The sequence below is a fragment of the Bosea vestrisii genome (assembly GCF_030144325.1).
Taxonomy (GTDB): domain Bacteria; phylum Pseudomonadota; class Alphaproteobacteria; order Rhizobiales; family Beijerinckiaceae; genus Allobosea; species Allobosea vestrisii_A.
The window spans coordinates 3,523,837-3,539,265 of the sequence record NZ_CP126307.1; the positions used below are offsets into that span (position 1 = coordinate 3,523,837).

The window sequence follows — 15,429 nt, forward strand, 5'->3', positions numbered from 1 at the left end:
TTGGCTTTGCCCGAGAATGACGCTGAAGCCAGTCGCGCTCAGTGCGCCACCGACGGGATCTTCTCCGCCGGCGGGGTGTTGCGGCTGATGCCGCTGCGGACGATGCCGTCGATCACGATCATGCCGATGCCGGGCAGGTCGCCGAGCTGGATCGAGTCGAGGAAGTTCTTTCCCGCCGAGTGCTGGGCCTTGTCCATGAAGACGAAATCGGCGCTGCGGCCGACCTCGATCAGCCCGCAATCGAGGCTGCGCATGCGGGCGGTGTTGCCGGTGGCGAAGCAGAAGGCGATTTCGGCCGGAACGTCGCCGAGCGAGGACAGCATCGAGACCATCCTGACGATGCCGAGCGGCTGCACGCCCGAGCCCGCCGGCCCGTCGGTGCCGAGGATGACGCGCTGCAATTCGTCCATCTCGCGGGCGACACGCAGGGTGTAGAGCGCGGCGCGCTCATTGCCGTTATGCACCAGTTCGAGGCCACGCTTGCAGCCCTCGCAGATGCAGCGGATTTCCTTGTCCGGCAAAGCGGTGTGGCCACCATTGATGTGCCCGACCACGTCGGTGTCCGCCTCCAGCACGACATCGGCGCCGATCAACCCCGAGCCGGGAATCGACGGACCGCCGGTATGGATGGTCGACTGGATCCCGTATTTGCGGGCCCAGGCCACCATCTCCCTGGCCCGCGCCCCGTCCTTGACGCCGCCGAGCCCGACCTCGCCGAGCAGCCTCACGCCGGCATCGGCCAGATCCTTGAAGTCCTGCTCGACCATGCCGGGCTCGATCACCGGCGCGCCGGCATGAACCTTGACGCCGCCGGGGCGGAAGGCGGTGAAGGCGCGCTGCGCGTAGATCGCCATGGCTTTCAGGCCGACGATGTCCTTTGGCCGGCCGGGCGTATGCACCTCGCCCGCCGAGATCATGGTGGTGACGCCGCCATGCATGGTCGAGTCGATCCAGCCGAACTGGTTCTGGCGCGGCGTCCAGTCGCCCGCGACCGGATGGACATGGCTGTCGATCAGCCCGGGCGAGAGCACGGTGCCGTTGGCATCGATCACGGTATCGGCCTGGTCGGTGTCGAGATCCTTGAAACGGCCGACCGCGGCGATCCGGCCGCCGATGGCAATGAGCGTGTCGGCTTCGAGGATCGGGCGCTCGATATCGCCGGAGAGCATCAGGCCGATATTCTTCACCACCAGCTTGTGGGTGCTGCTGACCGTGGTCGCCTGCTGTTCAGCCATCGTATCCGCCCTGTCGTCATTGTTCGAAATCTGCCGCCATCCTCATCGCCGCAAGCCTGATTGACAAGCGCGGCGGGATGCGAGATATTGTTTGTATACGAATGAATTTCTGCCCCGTCCGAACCCGGCTGTCAAGCAGCAAGGATCGCGCATGCCTTACGCCGTCACCAGCGCCTGCATCCGCTGCAAGTACATGGATTGCGTCGAGGTCTGCCCTGTCGACTGCTTCTATGAGGGTGAGAACATGCTCGTCATCCACCCGGACGAATGCATCGACTGCGGCGTCTGCGAGCCGGAGTGCCCGGCGGAGGCAATCGTCGCCGACAGCGTCGACGGGGCCGAGCAATGGCTGGTTTTGAACGCAAGACTGGCGCCGCTCTGGCCCAACATCACCCAGAAGAGCGAGCCGCCGGCTGATGCCGACGACTGGAAGGGAATACCGGACAAGATCGACCTGCTTTCCGAACGCCCGGGAATGTGATATTGGGTGGCCTGCATCCGATAATCTGCTAAATCGCTAGACTATCTGAGGATCGATGAGATGAGCAATTTCTACGAGGAGCGCGTGCTCTCAGTCCATCATTGGACCGATACGCTCTTCAGCTTCACGACGACCCGCGACACGACCTTCCGCTTCAAGAACGGCCAGTTCACGATGATCGGGATCAAGGTCGGCGAGAAGCCGCTGCTGCGCGCCTACAGCGTCGCCAGCACCAATTACGACGAGAACCTCGAGTTCTTCTCGATCAAGGTGCCGGATGGCCCGCTCACCTCGCGCCTGCAGAACCTGCAGGTCGGCGACCCCATCATCATCGGCAAGAAGGCGACGGGCACGCTCGTGCTCGACAACCTCAAGGACGGCAAGCGCCTGTTCCTGCTCGGCACCGGCACGGGTCTCGCCCCGTTCCTGTCGCTGATCCGCGATCCCGAGACCTATGAGCGCTACGAGAAGGTCGTTCTCGTCCATGGCTGCCGCCAGGTCTCCGAGCTCGCTTATGGCGAGCGCATCCAGCAGGAGCTGCCGAACGACGAGTTTTTGGGCGAGATGATCCGCGAGCAGCTCGTCTACTATCCGACCGTGACGCGCGAGCCCTTCCGCAATCGCGGCCGCATCACCGATCTCATCACCTCCGGCCAGCTCTTCAGCGATACCGGCATGGGACCGTTCGACCCGGCCGGCGATCGCTTCATGCTTTGCGGCAGCCCGCAGATGCTGGTCGACCTCAGGCAGATCTTCGACGAGCGCGGCCTCGAGGAAGGCAATCACGGCGAAGCCGGCGACTACGTCATCGAGAAGGCTTTTGCCGAGCGCTGAATTCTAGCGAAAACCGCTTTGAATGGCCGGCCCGTACCCACAGGTCGGCCATTTTGTATTCATGGCTTGCCCAGCGACTTTGCCCCGACAGCTTGAGCCTGCTACCTGTCCGGCAAATCACCTCGACCGACGAGTAGCGCCATGACCGAGACCTTGCCCGACCGGCTGTCCTCCAATCCCAACAGCCCCTTCTACAACGAGGAGCTGCTCGCGAAGGACATCGGCGTCCGCTTCAAGGGCGCCGAGAAGACCAATGTCGAGGAATACTGCGTCAGCGAGGGCTGGGTCCGGCTGACCGCCGGCAATGCCAAGGATCGCCATGGCAACCCGATGACGATCAAGCTCAAGGGCACGGTCGAGCCCTATTTCCGCAAGGCCGATTGAGACTCGCCGCCGCGAGCGATCGCCAGCGCGAAGGCGGCGATCGCCAGTACGGAAAGACCGGCGCGTACAGCATGCAGCGCTCCCCAGCGCTCGATCAGCGCCCGGCTTGCCGCTCTCGCCTGCTCGGCGCCGAGCGCTAGCAGCGTGTCGTTCACCGGTGCGATCACCATCAGCGTGAAGGGCAGATTGGCGAGCATCAGCGCCGCGCCGGCGAGCCAGAGTGGATTTCGCCTCCGCCAGAAAGCGAACGCCCCGGCAAGGCTCGCCAGCACTGCGAGCCCGGCCTGCATCCGCGCCGCGCGCGGATAGCTCTCCTGCCAGTGCAGCACAAGCGAGCGATCCTCCAATGCGAGTCGGGCTGGCTGCTCGGCGACGAGGATGTAGATCGCAGCACCGGCGAACAGTGTCGCCAGGATCAGCGCGGCGAGGCCGATGGCGGAAACGCCGCGGCGTTGCGTGGTCGTATCAAGACTGGAGTCAGGCATGGCCGCCTCCTTGAAATGAACAGCATGCTATTCATTATTGCATAGCATGCTGTTCAATTGCAATCTCGTCGAAACGAGTCCTGCATGACCAGCTTCAAGACCAGCTCCGCCGGCTACCTCGCCAACCATGTCGCCCGCCTGTTCGCACGTGAGCTGGCCGAGGCGGTCCGCCCGCTCGGCCTCGCGCCGGCGCAGTTCATGGTGCTGCTCGAGCTCTGGCGCGAGGAAGGGTTGACGCAGAAGGACCTGGTTGGCCGGCTCGATGTCGAGCAGGCGACGATGGCGGCGACGCTTGCCCGGATGGAGCGCGACGGGCTGATCGAGCGTCGGCGCGATCAGGCCGATGCCCGCGCCCGCCGCGTCCAGCTCACAGGACGGGCGCGGGCTCTGCAGGAACCGGCGCTCGCCGCCGCCAAGGGTGTCAATGCGCGGGCATTGGCCGGGTTTTCCGATGACGAGCGCGAAGCTTTCTTGGTGGGGCTGCGCCGCATCGTCGGCACGCTCTCGCGCACAGGGGAGTCGAGCTAGACCAACGCCCACACCGAAAGTCGATGCCGTTCTACGTCAGCCCGGCACGGCGCCGCGCAGCAGTCCCACGAGGTCGGCCTGGCGGGTCATGCCGGTCTTGGCGAAGACCTGCCTCAGCGTGGTGCGGGCTGTCCCTTCAGTCCAGCCGAGCATGACGGCGGCCTCGCGCGGGGCGTGGCCACCCGCGATCAGCGCGGCGAGCCGCGCTTCCGACGGGCTGAGGTCGAAGAGGCCGGCGACGAGGTCGGCTGACGGCGCCTTGGCCTGGACCAGCGGAGTTGCGACGAGGATCGCGGTCGCCTGGCTGAACAGGTCGTGGGCTGCGCCCTTGATCGGGACCAGGTGAAAGATGATCGGCGGCAGGTCATTGCGCGCCCGCATCGGGATCGAACGGACCGCAGCCATCGGCCCGCCCCGGCCCAGCGCCTCGAGCGCGGTCGCGAAAAGCGCATCGGCGCCGGCATCGGTCAGCTTCAGGCGTGAGGGAAGGTCCTCGATGGCCGATGGCATCAGCCGTGTGAGAAGGCTGTTGGCGGCGAGAATCCGGCCACCCTTGCCGAGCACCGCTGCTGCCAGGCGCATCAGCTCCAGCGCTGCGGCTGCGCTGCGCGCACGCTCGACCTCCAGATGGTTGGCGATCAAGGCCGACCGCGCCAGATGGGGCCGGACCCGGTCGAGCGCCGCGACGATCGTCCGGGGGAACGGTCCGTCCGCGAACGGCTTTTCGAGATTGATCATCGCGAAGTCGCCGGAGGGGATGCTGATCGCGGTCGCGACACCGGAGCCGTAGCCGCGCGGAATCAGAAAGTCGCTATAGAGGGGCAATTGTTCGGCCTCGCCGGGGGCAAAGACGTCGCCGTCGGTGATGAAGCCGGCGTGCTGAAAGGCGATGGCCCGCTTGGTGCGTTCGTTCTGCGCTCCGCCCTGGGCGAGCCATATGTCGTCCCACATCTCCTTGAACGTGTCGCTCGTGCTGACGACCGACAAGCGCGCCTCGCCGATCCGGGAGAACAGCGCAGCCGTTGCGTCACAATCGCGCGCCAGCCCCTCGAGCCAGCCCTGCCATCGTTCGGGAATCACGGCGGCCTCATAGAGACCGTCGATCAGCGCCTCGTATCCATCCCCGAATGGCAACCGGGTCTCCCTCTCGCAGAGCGTACAACCAGAGCTAGCATGCTTCCCGCGAAAGTGCCTTGTAGAAGAAGGTCGAAGCGCAATCGCTTCCATCCGGCATCAGCGCATAGCGCGGGATGGTGCCGACCTCGGTCCAGCCCAGGCGGTTGTAGAGCCGGCGCGCCGCGCCAGCCTCGTCGGTGTCGAGCACCAGCAGGTCGCGCCCGAGCGCCAGCGCAGCAGCCTCCGCCGCCCGCATCAGCGCTTCGCCGATGCCACGGCGGCGCGCCCGCGAATGCACCAGCACCTTGGCGATCTCGGCTCGATGCGGCTGGTTCGGCTTGGCCGTCGGATGGAGTTGGGCCGTGCCGACGATGCCGCTCTCGTCGCGCGCGACGAAGAGCACAATGCGATCGGCAGCGACCTCAGCGGCGATGCCGCGCCAGAAGCCGGCGAAATCATCCTGCGTGTTCCAATTCATGAAGCCGACCGAGGCGCCATTGGCGACGGCGTCGCGCAAAATCTCGGCTAGCGCTGGGATGGCGGCTAGCGCGGCGTCCCCGTCGAGCTGTTCGATCGTCACGCTGTCCAACTCCGTCATGCTTCGTCTCCGCGGGCCGCCGGCTGGCGGCAGTGTCTACTATGCAAGATTGATTCTACTATAATAGATCACGGTAAGCCCGGCCACTCCGCCCGACCGTCAACCCGGATTTTACGACGTTTGGCGAATTCCGGTCTCTCCAGCCCAAATCGGGCAGGTGATTTCCGAAAAAGTCACGGGCTCGCGTTTTGCTCAGGGCCGGAAGACGCCGGAAACGGCGCCGGCGCAAGGGGAGGCGTCGATGAACAGGGGCTTGGAATACGTCGGCCGGTCGGTGGTCCGCTTCATCACGCGCGGCAAGCCGCAAAGCGGCCCGGTCGATCGCAAGGCCCTGGCGCGGCTTGAGGCCGCGCTCAGACCGGGCGATGTGCTGCTGGTCGAAGGCCACATGAAAGTCTCGGCGGCGATCAAATACCTGACCCAGTCGACCTGGTCGCATGCGGCGCTTTATGTCGGCGACACCGGCAAGTTCAGTCCCGAGGGCGAGCCGCTGGTACTGGCCGAAGTCGAGATGGATGTCGGCTGCGTGCTCTCGCCCCTGTCGAAATACGGCGCCTTCGGCACCCGGATCTGCCGGCCCCAGGCCCTCGACCGCGAAGGCCGCCAGATCGCCGTCGACTACGTGCTCGAGCGGCTCGGCACGCAGTACGACCTCAAGAACATCCTCGACCTGGCGCGCTGGCTGATCCCGATTCCCTGGGCGCCAGCCGGCTTCCGCCGTCGCATGATCGCGCTCGGCTCCGGCGATCCGACACGGGCGATCTGCTCGACCCTCATCGCCCAGGCCTTCGAGGCGGCGCGCTATCCGGTGCTGCCGACGGTCGAATATGCCAGCGCGATGGACGAGCAGGATTTCGAGGAGATCCTGCACATCCGGCACCATTCGCTCTATATGCCGCGCGATTTCGACATCTCGCCCTATTTCTCGGTGGTGAAGCCGACCCTGGAGGCCGGTTTCGACTATAAGAGGCTGAATTGGGCGCAGGAGCGCCTGCTCGCGGCGGAGTGAAACGGCGGCCGATCTGCCCCACACCCTTGGCGCAAGGGGCGCGCACTGCTATGGCGCGCGCATGAGCACCCGCAGTTTCGACAACATCCGCAATTTCTCGATCGTGGCCCATATCGACCACGGCAAGTCGACCCTCGCCGACCGGCTGATCCAGCAGACCGGCACGGTCGCCGCGCGCGACATGAGCGAGCAGATCCTCGACTCGATGGATATCGAGAAGGAACGCGGCATCACCATCAAGGCGCAGACCGTCCGGCTCGATTACCGAGCCGAGGATGGCAAGGATTACATCCTGAACCTGATGGACACGCCCGGGCACGTCGACTTCGCCTATGAGGTCTCGCGCTCGCTCGCGGCCTGCGAGGGCTCGCTGCTGGTCGTCGACGCCTCGCAGGGCGTCGAGGCGCAGACGCTCGCCAATGTCTACCAGGCGCTCGACGCCGGCCACGAGATCGTCACGGTCCTCAACAAGATCGACCTGCCGGCGGCCGAGCCGGAGCGGATCAAGCAGCAGATCGAGGACGTGATCGGCCTCGACGCCTCCGAGGCCGTGCCGATCTCGGCCAAGACCGGCCTCAACATCGAGGGTGTGCTCGAAGCCATCGTCAAGCGGCTGCCGGCGCCGAAGGGCGACCTCGAAGCCCCGCTCAAGGCGCTGCTGGTCGATAGCTGGTACGATGCCTATCTCGGCGTTGTCGTGCTCGTGCGCATCATCGACGGCGTGCTGAAGAAGAACATGACGATCCGGATGATGCGCGCCAACGCCGTCTATGGCGTCGACCGCGTCGGCGTGTTCAAGCCGAAGATGCTGGAGGTCAAGGAACTCGGCCCCGGCGAGGTCGGCTTCTTCACCGCCTCGATCAAGGAGGTCGCCGACACCGCTGTCGGCGACACCATCACCGACGACAAGAAGCCGATCGCCGAGCCGCTGCCGGGCTTCAAGCCGGTGCAGCCGGTGGTGTTCTGCGGCATCTTCCCGGTCGATGCCGCCGATTTCGAGGTGCTGCGCAGCGCCATGTCGCGGCTGCGCCTGAACGACGCCAGCTTCTCCTATGAGATGGAGACCTCGGCGGCGCTCGGCTTCGGCTTCCGCTGCGGCTTCCTCGGGCTGCTGCATCTCGAGATCATCCAGGAGCGGCTCGAGCGCGAGTTCAACCTCAACCTGATCTCGACCGCGCCCTCGGTCGTCTACCATCTCAAGCTGCGGGACGGCTCGACGCTCGAACTGCACAACCCGGCCGACATGCCGGACGTGATGAAGATCGAGACCATCGAGGAGCCCTGGATCCGCGCCACGATCTTCACCCCGGACGAGTATCTCGGCTCGGTGCTGAAGCTGTGCCAGGATCGGCGCGGCCTGCAGATCGACCTCAATTATGTCGGCTCGCGCGCCAAGGTCGTTTACGACTTGCCGCTGAACGAGGTGGTGTTCGATTTCTACGACCGGCTGAAGTCGATCTCGAAGGGCTATGCCTCCTTCGACTACGCCATCACCGACTATCGCGAGGGTGACCTCGTGCGCATGTCGATCCTGGTCAATGCCGAGCCGGTCGATGCGCTTTCCATGCTCGTCCACCGCTCACGCGCTGACGCCCGCGGCCGGGCGATGTGCGAGAAGCTCAAGGAGCTGATCCCGCCGCACATGTTCCAGATTCCGGTGCAGGCGGCGATCGGCGGCAAGATCATCGCCCGCGAGACGATCCGGGCGCTGCGCAAGGACGTGACCGCGAAATGCTATGGCGGCGACGCCTCGCGCAAGCGCAAGCTCCTGGACAAGCAGAAGGAAGGCAAGAAGAAGATGCGGCAGTTCGGCCGCGTCGAGATCCCGCAGGAAGCCTTCATCGCCGCGTTGAAGATGGACAGCTGAGCCGGGAGGCTCAGCCGAAGCGCCCGCAGGTCAGGGAACCATTCCGGCAGACACGGTGTTGATCCGGAACCCTCAACCGAAGGGAGGACAGCATCGTGGATAGACGCTCTTTCCTGGCGAGTCTGGTCGGTGGCCTGGCCGCGGCGAGCTTCGGCACGGCAGCGCTTGCCAAGCCGCAGCCGAAACCGGTGGTAGCAGCAGAGCCTCACCCGCCTGAAGCTGCGCCGCAGGTCGATGCGGAAGCGCTCGACAAGACCGATGCCGATTACGCCCAGTATTATTATCGCCGTCGTCGGCGCTGGCGCAGGCGCTACTGGCGCCGCCGCTATTATCGGCCGCGCTATTATTACCGCCGTCGCTATTACCGGCCGCGCTACTATTATCGCCGCCGCTACTGGTAGCCATCTGACCGCCCTGCGCAGCTCGGGCCGCGCAGGGCGTAGCAGCGGTCAGAGATTGGCGCCGAGCCCGCGCAGCTCTGCCTTGAGGTCGATCGGCTCGACGAAGTGCACCGCCTGCATGCCGACCGAGCGGGCGGCTTCGACGTTTTTGGCGCTGTCATCGACGAAGATGCACTCGCCGGCATCGAGCCCGTAACGCTCCAGCAGCACGTTGTAGATCGCCGGATCGGGCTTCAGCAGTTGCTCATGCGCCGAGACGATCACACCGTCGAAGCTCTGCAGGAACGGGAAGCGGATCAGGCACTCTGCCCATTTCTCGCGTGAGAAATTGGTGATGGCGTAGACCTGCTCGCCCTTGGCCTGGAGATCGGCCAGCACCGCGACGCTGTCCTCGATCGTGCCGGGCACGGTCTCGTGCCAACGCTCGTCGAAGGCTTTGATCTCGACTTCCCATTCCGGATGGCTGGCGACCAATGTCGCCACGGCTTCGGTCCAGGGCCGGCCGCGATCCTGCTCGATATTCCAGGCGGAGGTGCAGACGTTCTTCAGGAACCAGTCGCGCTTGGCATCATCGGGAATGAGGTCGCGATAGAGATGGAACGGGTCCCAGCGCAACAGGACGTTGCCGACATCGAACACGACCTTGCGATTTGCAGGCATCGGTAGGCTTCTCCAGTCAGGCGTGCATCGACGTAGCTGATGCAACTCACGCCCTTGTGCACGGACGCACGTAACCTTCACAAGGCTTTTGGCGTATTCGCGTAAAGGATCAGCAAAGGCGCGACGGATGGCTTCGGCAGCAAGAGGTAGTTACTGGCCCTGGAACGACCGGCAGGGGCGCTTCTCGGCGCTGCGGGCCTGCTGCTTTGCGCTCGTGCTCATCCCCGCCTTGATCCTCGCCTGGCAGGCCTGGAGCCATCAGCTCGGTTCCAAACCCTGGACGCAGGCCGTGCACGATACCGGCACCTGGGCCCTGCGCATCCTCGTCATCACCCTCTCGGTGACGCCGCTGCGCCGCATCCTCGACTGGAACAAGCTGATCGGCATTCGCCGCATGCTTGGCCTGTCGGCCATGGCCTATGCGCTGGGCCATCTCACCTTGTACTGCATCGATCTCGCCTTCGACTGGGGCCTGATCGTCTCCGAGATCGTCAAGCGCTTCTATCTCGTCGTCGGCATCACCGGGCTCATCGGCCTCGTCGTGCTCGGCATCACCTCGACCGACGGCATGATCCGCCGTCTCGGTTCGGGGCGCTGGCAGCGCCTGCACAACCTCGTCTACCTGATCGCCTGCCTCGGCCTGTTTCATTTCGCGCTGCAGTCGAAGATCGACGTGACCCAGCCTGTGCTGCTGACCGGCCTGTTCGCGCTGTTGCTGGCCTATCGCGGGCTGGGTCGCCTTGGCATTCCGCTGAGCTTTGGCTCGCTCGCGCTGACCGCCCTAGCCACTGGCCTCGCCACCGCATTGGCCGAAACCGCGTGGTACGCCTTCGCCACCGGCGCCTCGGCCTGGCTGATCTTCCAGGCCAATGCCGACATCGTCGTCTATCAGGATTGGACGGCTGTGCGGCCGGGCCATTGGGTTGCGCTGGTCGGGCTCGGGCTCGCGGTGCTGCATCTTTTCCGCAAGCCTGCACCGAAGCCGGCAAGGCGTGAGCGCCCGCCGGCAATGGCCTCCGAGGCGGCTGGCGGCTGAGCCTCAGCCCTCGCGCCGCGCTAGCTCCAATATGGTCTCGATCAGCACGCGGATGGCGATACCGGCGTCGAGCTCGGTCATGGCCTCCAGCGGCGAATGGCTGATGCCCTTCTCGCAGCGCACGAACAGCATGGCCGAGGGGCAGAGCTTCGCCATTTCCATGGCGTCGTGACCAGCGCCCGAGGGCAGGCGCCGCGCCGTCAAATTCGAGCCGGTGCGGGCGATTCCGACAGCGAGCGCCTCCTGCAGGCCCTCGTCCATCGGCACGGCGTCGCCGCGCGAATAGGGCGTGATCGTCAGGTCGACCCCGCGGCGCGTCGCGATCTCGGCGAAGCGACGCTGGATCTCCACGTCCATGCTGGCGACGATCGTCCCGTCCGGTGCCCGGAAGTCGATGGTGAAGTCGACCGCGCCCGGTACGACATTGGTGGCGCCGGGATCGGCCCGGAACACGCCGACCGTGCCAACCGCGCGCTCATGTTCCCGCGCGATAGCCTCCAGCGCCAGCGCCATCTCGGCCGCCGCCGTGAGCGCATCCTTGCGCAACTCCATCGGCACCGTCCCGGCATGGCCGGCCTCGCCGGTGACGCGCACGCCGGCGCGGCCCTGCGCGGCGATGGCGGTGACGATGCCGACCGCTTCATTCTCGGCTTCGAGCACCGGACCCTGCTCGATATGGACCTCGAGATAGGCCTTCACGCAGCCCGGCTTGCGGGCGAGCGCCGCGATTCCCGCCGGATCGCCGCCGAAGGCGATAAGTGCGTCTCGCAGCACGACGCCTTCAGCGTCGCGCGCCGCGAGCCAGCCCTGGTCATAGCGGCCGGTCAGCGCCGCCGAGGTCGAGAGCGAGGTCGGGAAACGCACGGTCTCCTCGTCGCCGAAGGCGACGACTTCGAGCGCGAAAGGCAGGGGGATGCCGGCATCCCTGATCGCCTGCACCGCCAGGATGCCGGCGACGACGCCGAGATTGCCATCGAAGCGCCCGCCATCGCGGACGGTGTCGATATGCGAGCCGATCAGCACTGCCGGCAGGCCGGGGATTGCGCCCTCGCGCCGGCCCTGCACCGAGCCGGCGGCATCGATGAAGGCGGTCAGGCCAGAGACCTCCATCGCGCCCTTGACGTATTCCGCGCCCTGCCGGTGCGACGGCGAGAGATAGAGCCGCGTCAGCTTGCGCGGCTCGTCGGTGAACCGGTTGAGGCCGGCGAGGGCGGCGAAGGCGCGGGCGCCGAGCACGGCGGGCGAAGGCAGGGGCGTGGTCATGAGGTCAATCTAGCGGGCTGGTCATGGACGTGGCCAGCCCGCTTTAGCGCGGCAGGAGCGATTTGGCTGTCAGTAGGTCGCGCGCCCGCCCGACAGGTCGAAGACGGCGCCGGTGGTGAAGCTGTTTTCGGCTGAGGCGAGGAAGGCGACCATCGAAGCGACTTCGTCAGGCTGCAGGAAGCGTCCGCGCGGGATCTTGGCCAGCATGTAGCCGATATGCTCCTCGCTCATCTGGTCGAAGATGCGGGTGCGTGCGGCGGCCGGGGTGATGCAGTTCACCGCGATGTCCTGCTGGGCCAGCTCCTTGCCGAGCGATTTGGTCAGCGCGATCACCGCTGCCTTCGAGGCCGAATAGGCCGAGGCGTTGGGGTTGCCTTCCTTGCCGGCGATCGAGGCGACAAGCACGAGCCGCCCGTAATTGCGCTTGAGCATGCCGGGGATCACCGCCTGACAGCAATGCAAGGTGCCATCGACATTGAGGCGCATGATCTTCGCCCACTCGTCGAGCGGGTATTCCCAGGTCTTCAGGTTCGGCCCGGCGATGCCGGCGCTGGTGACGAGGATGTCGACGCTGCCATGACGCTGCTCCAGCTCGGCGGCGGCTGCGTTCACCGCTTTGGCATCGGTCACGTCGATTGCAAGCCCGCTTGCCGCCGGCCCGATCGCGGCGGCCGCGTCATCGGCGAGCTTGCCGTCGAGGTCCCAGATCGCGACCTTGGCGCCGCTGCTGGCAAGACGTTCGGCAACGGCACGGCCGATACCCTGCGCGCCGCCGGTGATGATGGCGACCCTGCCGTTCAAATCGATTTGATTCATTGAAATGATGCCCCTCCCTGGAACTGCGTGCGGACTTTAGCGCAAAGCCATCCACCGCAAAGTCGCGGCAGCTCAAGGGAGGGTTGCGTCAGGCTGGCTCCTCAGCGCGCGTTTCGAAAGGCGCTTGGGCTGAACACGGTGCGCAGCAGGATGCCAAAATCGAGCCAGAACGACCAGTTGTCGATGTACCAGTGATCATAGGCGATGCGCCGGGCCATTTTCTCGTCAGTGTCGGTCTCGCCACGCAGGCCGTTGACCTGGGCCCAGCCGGTGATGCCCGGCTTGACGTTGTGGCGCCGCGCATAGAGCGCGATCTTGCGCTGGAACTCGCGGTCATGGGCGAGCGCGTGCGGGCGCGGGCCGACCAGCGACATTTGTCCGGCGATGACGTTCAGGAGCTGCGGCAGCTCGTCGAGATTGTAGCGCCGCAGGAAACCGCCGATCCGCGTGATGCGCGGATCGTTGCGCGTTGCCTGCCTGACCACCTCGCCGTCATCGGTCGTCGTCATCGTGCGGAACTTGAAGATCCGGAACGGCTCCTGGTTGAAGCCGAAGCGGCGCTGCAGGAACAGCACCGGGCCCTTCGAGTCGAGCTTGATCGCGATCGCGACCAGGAGGAGGAGCGGCAGGCTCAGCGTCAGGATCGCGCTCGCGGCGAGGACGTCGAAGACGCGCTTGAACAGGATCTGGACGAAGGACAGGGCCGGGCGCGTCAGCCTGAGCGAGGCGAGCGAGCCGATCCGCACGATATGGGGATTGTCGAAGCGGTCCATGACGCGCTCCGGCGTCAGGTGGATCGCGACCGGCAGATTCATGAAGGCGTCGATGCAGGCGTCGATCGTCTCATGGTCCGACCAGGGCAGGGCGATGAAGACGGCGTCCGGCTTGAGATCACGGGCTCTGGCCGAGGCGGTGGCGAGGTCGGCAGCGAGGGCCGCGGCGGGATCGTTGATGCGGCGCGAATCGTTGCTGCGCAGGAAGGCGACGTCGACGATCGAGAACCCGATATTCCAGGGCTGGTGGCGCGAGACGAAGGACATCACCTCGCTCTCGCGGCCGATCAGGAATACCCGCTCGGAGGTGATCCTGCCGGTCTTCGAGGCCATCGAGATGGTGCGCACGATCGCCGAGCGGGCGAGCGCGATCAGCGGCACGCCGGCGACATAGGTGACGAGGACGACGGCGCGCGAATACTGGTCGTTCACCTTGGCTATGAAGACGAGGGCGACGAAGGCGATCATCGTCAGGTTCCAGACCGTGAAGGCCGAGGTGATCTGCCCCTTGGTCGAGAGGTAGTTTTCCAGCCGGTAGCGGCCGCGCATCAGATTGGTGAAGACGAAGATCGCAGCGATCATCGAGGCGAGCTCGACGGTGACCTTGTCGTTGCCGAGATGGCGATAGGCGACGAAGTGGTAGACGATCGAGGTGCCGCCGACCACGGTCAGAACCGTCACCGCATCGACCAGCGCGGTGATCAGGCCGATCCAGTGTCGCAGCACATTGGCGCGCTGGTCGGCTGCCGTGGTGACTTCATAGTTCAGGTCGTTGACGCTCATCATGCCGCGCTCGCTCGGTCATGGGCAGTCCGGATTCGGCACAGGGGATGCGCCGAAAGGCCGCCTCACCCGTCGAGGTGGCAAGGGCGATGCCGTAGAGGCATGAAGCCGGTTTCGCGGAAAATGCGCCGGAATCGGCCCGGATAAACCGGAGTCAGGCGCAGCACGAGCGGAGCACGTCCCATTACGGAACAGCCCGTGGGACAGAGGGCAAGCGGAGCGACAAGACCACTCTCGGATCAGGGAAAGACAGCGTTCATCCTATGGCGGGGTTTCGCTTGACCCTGGCAAGAAACGAAACGAAGACAACAGCCTACGCCGTCAGCATGGCGACGTGTGCGCCAGCAGCGATCGAGATGAACGTCGTTCTCTTCCAGTCTTCGCAGCGACGGGCCGCCCATTCCGCCCCGCCCGAACCGCCGCGCCGCGACATCGCCGGCGTTCCGGTGGCAGCGCTGACGCACGACGAGGCGCTCGCACTGGTCGATCATGCTTTCGACGGCGGCGGCCATCTGCATCTGGCCTACTGCAACGCCAATCTCGTCAATATCGCCGCGCGCGATGCCGGATTGCGCGAGCATCTCGCCGGCTTCCTGGTCCTGCCCGACGGGATCGGCGTCGATATCGCCTCGCGCCTGCTCTACGGCACGACATTCCCGGCCAATCTCAACGGCACCGATTTTACGCCCGCCATCCTCGCCGCCCGCAGGCGGCCGCTCTCGGTGATGCTGCTCGGCGGCAAGCCGGGCGTTGCCGAGCGTGCGGCGGCGAGGCTGCGTGCCGACTACCCGCAGCATCGCTTCGCAGTGCTGAGCCATGGCTATTTCGAACCAGAAGTGGAGGCGGCCCTGCTGGCGCGGCTCGCGCACGAGCGGCCCGACCTGCTGCTGGTCGCCTTCGGCAATCCGCGGCAGGAGCAGTGGATCGCCGACCGGATCGACGCCCGCCACTGCGCGGTCGCGGCCGGGATCGGCGCGCTGTTCGACTTCCTCGCCGGCGAGGTCGCGCGAGCGCCTGAGGCGGTGCGCGCGCTGCGGCTCGAATGGATCTATCGGCTCTGGCTCGAGCCGCGCCGGCTCTGGCGGCGCTATGTCGTCGGAAATCCCGCCTTCCTGATGCGCGTGCTGCGCCAGAAGCTGGCAGGGCGCAGCGCCTGAGGG

General features: G+C 65.7%; 17 protein-coding genes. 9 read left to right on the forward strand and 8 right to left on the reverse strand.

Going from position 1 to position 15,429, the window contains the following annotated elements:
• Positions 1–38 precede the first annotated feature (38 nt).
• Positions 39–1,235 (reverse strand): amidohydrolase family protein, encoded by a 1,197-nt coding sequence (locus QO058_RS17435; RefSeq protein WP_284167543.1) that lies wholly within the window; start codon positions 1,233–1,235, stop codon positions 39–41.
• Between the two features lie 151 nt (positions 1,236–1,386).
• Between QO058_RS17435 and fdxA the strand changes: the two genes are divergently transcribed.
• The 3 genes from fdxA (at position 1,387) to QO058_RS17450 (ending at position 2,934) form a co-directional block, all read left to right on the forward strand.
• Positions 1,387–1,716, forward strand: coding sequence for a ferredoxin FdxA (fdxA, locus tag QO058_RS17440; RefSeq protein WP_284167544.1), 330 nt, complete (start codon positions 1,387–1,389; stop codon positions 1,714–1,716).
• 60 nt (positions 1,717–1,776) lie between these two features.
• A complete protein-coding gene (locus tag QO058_RS17445; RefSeq protein WP_284167545.1) occupies positions 1,777–2,550 on the forward strand; it encodes a ferredoxin--NADP reductase in 774 nt (257 codons plus the stop codon).
• 141 nt (positions 2,551–2,691) lie between these two features.
• The gene (locus tag QO058_RS17450; protein ID WP_284167546.1) at positions 2,692–2,934 is read left to right on the forward strand and encodes a DUF3297 family protein; all 243 of its coding nucleotides are present in this window, start codon (positions 2,692–2,694) and stop codon (positions 2,932–2,934) included.
• Here QO058_RS17450 and QO058_RS17455 read toward each other — a convergent pair.
• The gene (locus QO058_RS17455; RefSeq protein WP_284167547.1) at positions 2,913–3,419 is read right to left on the reverse strand and encodes an anthrone oxygenase family protein; all 507 of its coding nucleotides are present in this window, start codon (positions 3,417–3,419) and stop codon (positions 2,913–2,915) included. The two genes, QO058_RS17450 and QO058_RS17455, sit on opposite strands and share 22 nt — an antisense overlap.
• A gap of 84 nt (positions 3,420–3,503) precedes the next feature.
• On the opposite strand from QO058_RS17455, the gene QO058_RS17460 reads away from it, so the two are divergent.
• On the forward strand, positions 3,504–3,947 hold the full coding sequence (locus QO058_RS17460) for a MarR family winged helix-turn-helix transcriptional regulator (protein ID WP_284167548.1): 444 nt from the start codon (positions 3,504–3,506) through the stop codon (positions 3,945–3,947).
• A gap of 36 nt (positions 3,948–3,983) precedes the next feature.
• Here QO058_RS17460 and QO058_RS17465 read toward each other — a convergent pair whose 3' ends face one another.
• On the reverse strand, positions 3,984–5,081 hold the full coding sequence (locus QO058_RS17465; RefSeq protein WP_284167549.1) for a helix-turn-helix transcriptional regulator: 1,098 nt from the start codon (positions 5,079–5,081) through the stop codon (positions 3,984–3,986).
• Positions 5,082–5,115: 34 nt separating this feature from the next.
• Positions 5,116–5,661 (reverse strand): GNAT family N-acetyltransferase, encoded by a 546-nt coding sequence (locus tag QO058_RS17470; protein WP_284167550.1) that lies wholly within the window; start codon positions 5,659–5,661, stop codon positions 5,116–5,118.
• Between the two features lie 241 nt (positions 5,662–5,902).
• Here QO058_RS17470 and QO058_RS17475 point away from each other — a divergent pair, with 241 nt between their 5' ends.
• The 3 genes from QO058_RS17475 to QO058_RS17485 all read left to right on the forward strand — a co-directional run bounded on the left by QO058_RS17475 (position 5,903) and on the right by QO058_RS17485 (position 8,938).
• Complete coding sequence (locus tag QO058_RS17475) at positions 5,903–6,670, forward strand: YiiX/YebB-like N1pC/P60 family cysteine hydrolase (RefSeq protein WP_284167551.1); 768 nt, start codon at positions 5,903–5,905, stop codon at positions 6,668–6,670.
• 61 nt (positions 6,671–6,731) lie between these two features.
• Entirely contained in the window at positions 6,732–8,537 is a 1,806-nt protein-coding gene (lepA, locus tag QO058_RS17480; protein WP_284167552.1) for a translation elongation factor 4, read from the forward strand.
• 95 nt (positions 8,538–8,632) lie between these two features.
• A complete protein-coding gene (locus QO058_RS17485; RefSeq protein ID WP_284167553.1) occupies positions 8,633–8,938 on the forward strand; it encodes a hypothetical protein in 306 nt (101 codons plus the stop codon).
• 48 nt (positions 8,939–8,986) lie between these two features.
• Here the strand turns inward: QO058_RS17485 and QO058_RS17490 are convergent, their stop codons facing one another.
• Entirely contained in the window at positions 8,987–9,598 is a 612-nt protein-coding gene (locus QO058_RS17490) for an HAD family hydrolase (protein WP_284167554.1), read from the reverse strand.
• A gap of 127 nt (positions 9,599–9,725) precedes the next feature.
• On the opposite strand from QO058_RS17490, the gene QO058_RS17495 reads away from it, so the two are divergent.
• A complete protein-coding gene (locus QO058_RS17495; RefSeq protein ID WP_284167555.1) occupies positions 9,726–10,634 on the forward strand; it encodes a protein-methionine-sulfoxide reductase heme-binding subunit MsrQ in 909 nt (302 codons plus the stop codon).
• 3 nt (positions 10,635–10,637) lie between these two features.
• Here the strand turns inward: QO058_RS17495 and QO058_RS17500 are convergent, their stop codons facing one another.
• From QO058_RS17500 to QO058_RS17510, 3 genes are all read right to left on the reverse strand, one after another.
• On the reverse strand, positions 10,638–11,897 hold the full coding sequence (locus tag QO058_RS17500; protein ID WP_284167556.1) for an allantoate amidohydrolase: 1,260 nt from the start codon (positions 11,895–11,897) through the stop codon (positions 10,638–10,640).
• A 69-nt stretch (positions 11,898–11,966) separates the two neighbouring features.
• Positions 11,967–12,713 (reverse strand): SDR family NAD(P)-dependent oxidoreductase, encoded by a 747-nt coding sequence (locus QO058_RS17505; protein ID WP_284167557.1) that lies wholly within the window; start codon positions 12,711–12,713, stop codon positions 11,967–11,969.
• A gap of 101 nt (positions 12,714–12,814) precedes the next feature.
• Complete coding sequence (locus QO058_RS17510) at positions 12,815–14,269, reverse strand: undecaprenyl-phosphate glucose phosphotransferase (RefSeq protein ID WP_284167558.1); 1,455 nt, start codon at positions 14,267–14,269, stop codon at positions 12,815–12,817.
• Between the two features lie 356 nt (positions 14,270–14,625).
• Between QO058_RS17510 and QO058_RS17515 the strand changes: the two genes are divergently transcribed.
• Positions 14,626–15,426, forward strand: a complete 801-nt coding sequence (locus QO058_RS17515; RefSeq protein WP_284167559.1) for a WecB/TagA/CpsF family glycosyltransferase — start codon at positions 14,626–14,628, stop codon at positions 15,424–15,426.
• Positions 15,427–15,429: the final 3 nt, after the last annotated feature.

Bases quoted from the DNA above. Each gene is read 5' to 3' on its own strand.
- QO058_RS17500 (WP_284167556.1), bottom strand. From the start codon at position 11,897: ATGACCACGCCCCTGCCTTCGCCCGCCGTGCTCGGCGCCCGCGCCTTC.
- QO058_RS17475 (WP_284167551.1), top strand. From the start codon at position 5,903: ATGAACAGGGGCTTGGAATACGTCGGCCGGTCGGTGGTCCGCTTCATC.
- QO058_RS17510 (WP_284167558.1), bottom strand. From the start codon at position 14,269: ATGAGCGTCAACGACCTGAACTATGAAGTCACCACGGCAGCCGACCAG.
- lepA (WP_284167552.1), top strand. From the start codon at position 6,732: ATGAGCACCCGCAGTTTCGACAACATCCGCAATTTCTCGATCGTGGCC.
- QO058_RS17455 (WP_284167547.1), bottom strand. From the start codon at position 3,419: ATGCCTGACTCCAGTCTTGATACGACCACGCAACGCCGCGGCGTTTCC.
- QO058_RS17460 (WP_284167548.1), top strand. From the start codon at position 3,504: ATGACCAGCTTCAAGACCAGCTCCGCCGGCTACCTCGCCAACCATGTC.
- QO058_RS17445 (WP_284167545.1), top strand. From the start codon at position 1,777: ATGAGCAATTTCTACGAGGAGCGCGTGCTCTCAGTCCATCATTGGACC.
- QO058_RS17515 (WP_284167559.1), top strand. From the start codon at position 14,626: ATGAACGTCGTTCTCTTCCAGTCTTCGCAGCGACGGGCCGCCCATTCC.
- QO058_RS17470 (WP_284167550.1), bottom strand. From the start codon at position 5,661: ATGACGGAGTTGGACAGCGTGACGATCGAACAGCTCGACGGGGACGCC.
- fdxA (WP_284167544.1), top strand. From the start codon at position 1,387: ATGCCTTACGCCGTCACCAGCGCCTGCATCCGCTGCAAGTACATGGAT.
- QO058_RS17505 (WP_284167557.1), bottom strand. From the start codon at position 12,713: ATGAATCAAATCGATTTGAACGGCAGGGTCGCCATCATCACCGGCGGC.
- QO058_RS17490 (WP_284167554.1), bottom strand. From the start codon at position 9,598: ATGCCTGCAAATCGCAAGGTCGTGTTCGATGTCGGCAACGTCCTGTTG.
- QO058_RS17450 (WP_284167546.1), top strand. From the start codon at position 2,692: ATGACCGAGACCTTGCCCGACCGGCTGTCCTCCAATCCCAACAGCCCC.
- QO058_RS17495 (WP_284167555.1), top strand. From the start codon at position 9,726: ATGGCTTCGGCAGCAAGAGGTAGTTACTGGCCCTGGAACGACCGGCAG.
- QO058_RS17435 (WP_284167543.1), bottom strand. From the start codon at position 1,235: ATGGCTGAACAGCAGGCGACCACGGTCAGCAGCACCCACAAGCTGGTG.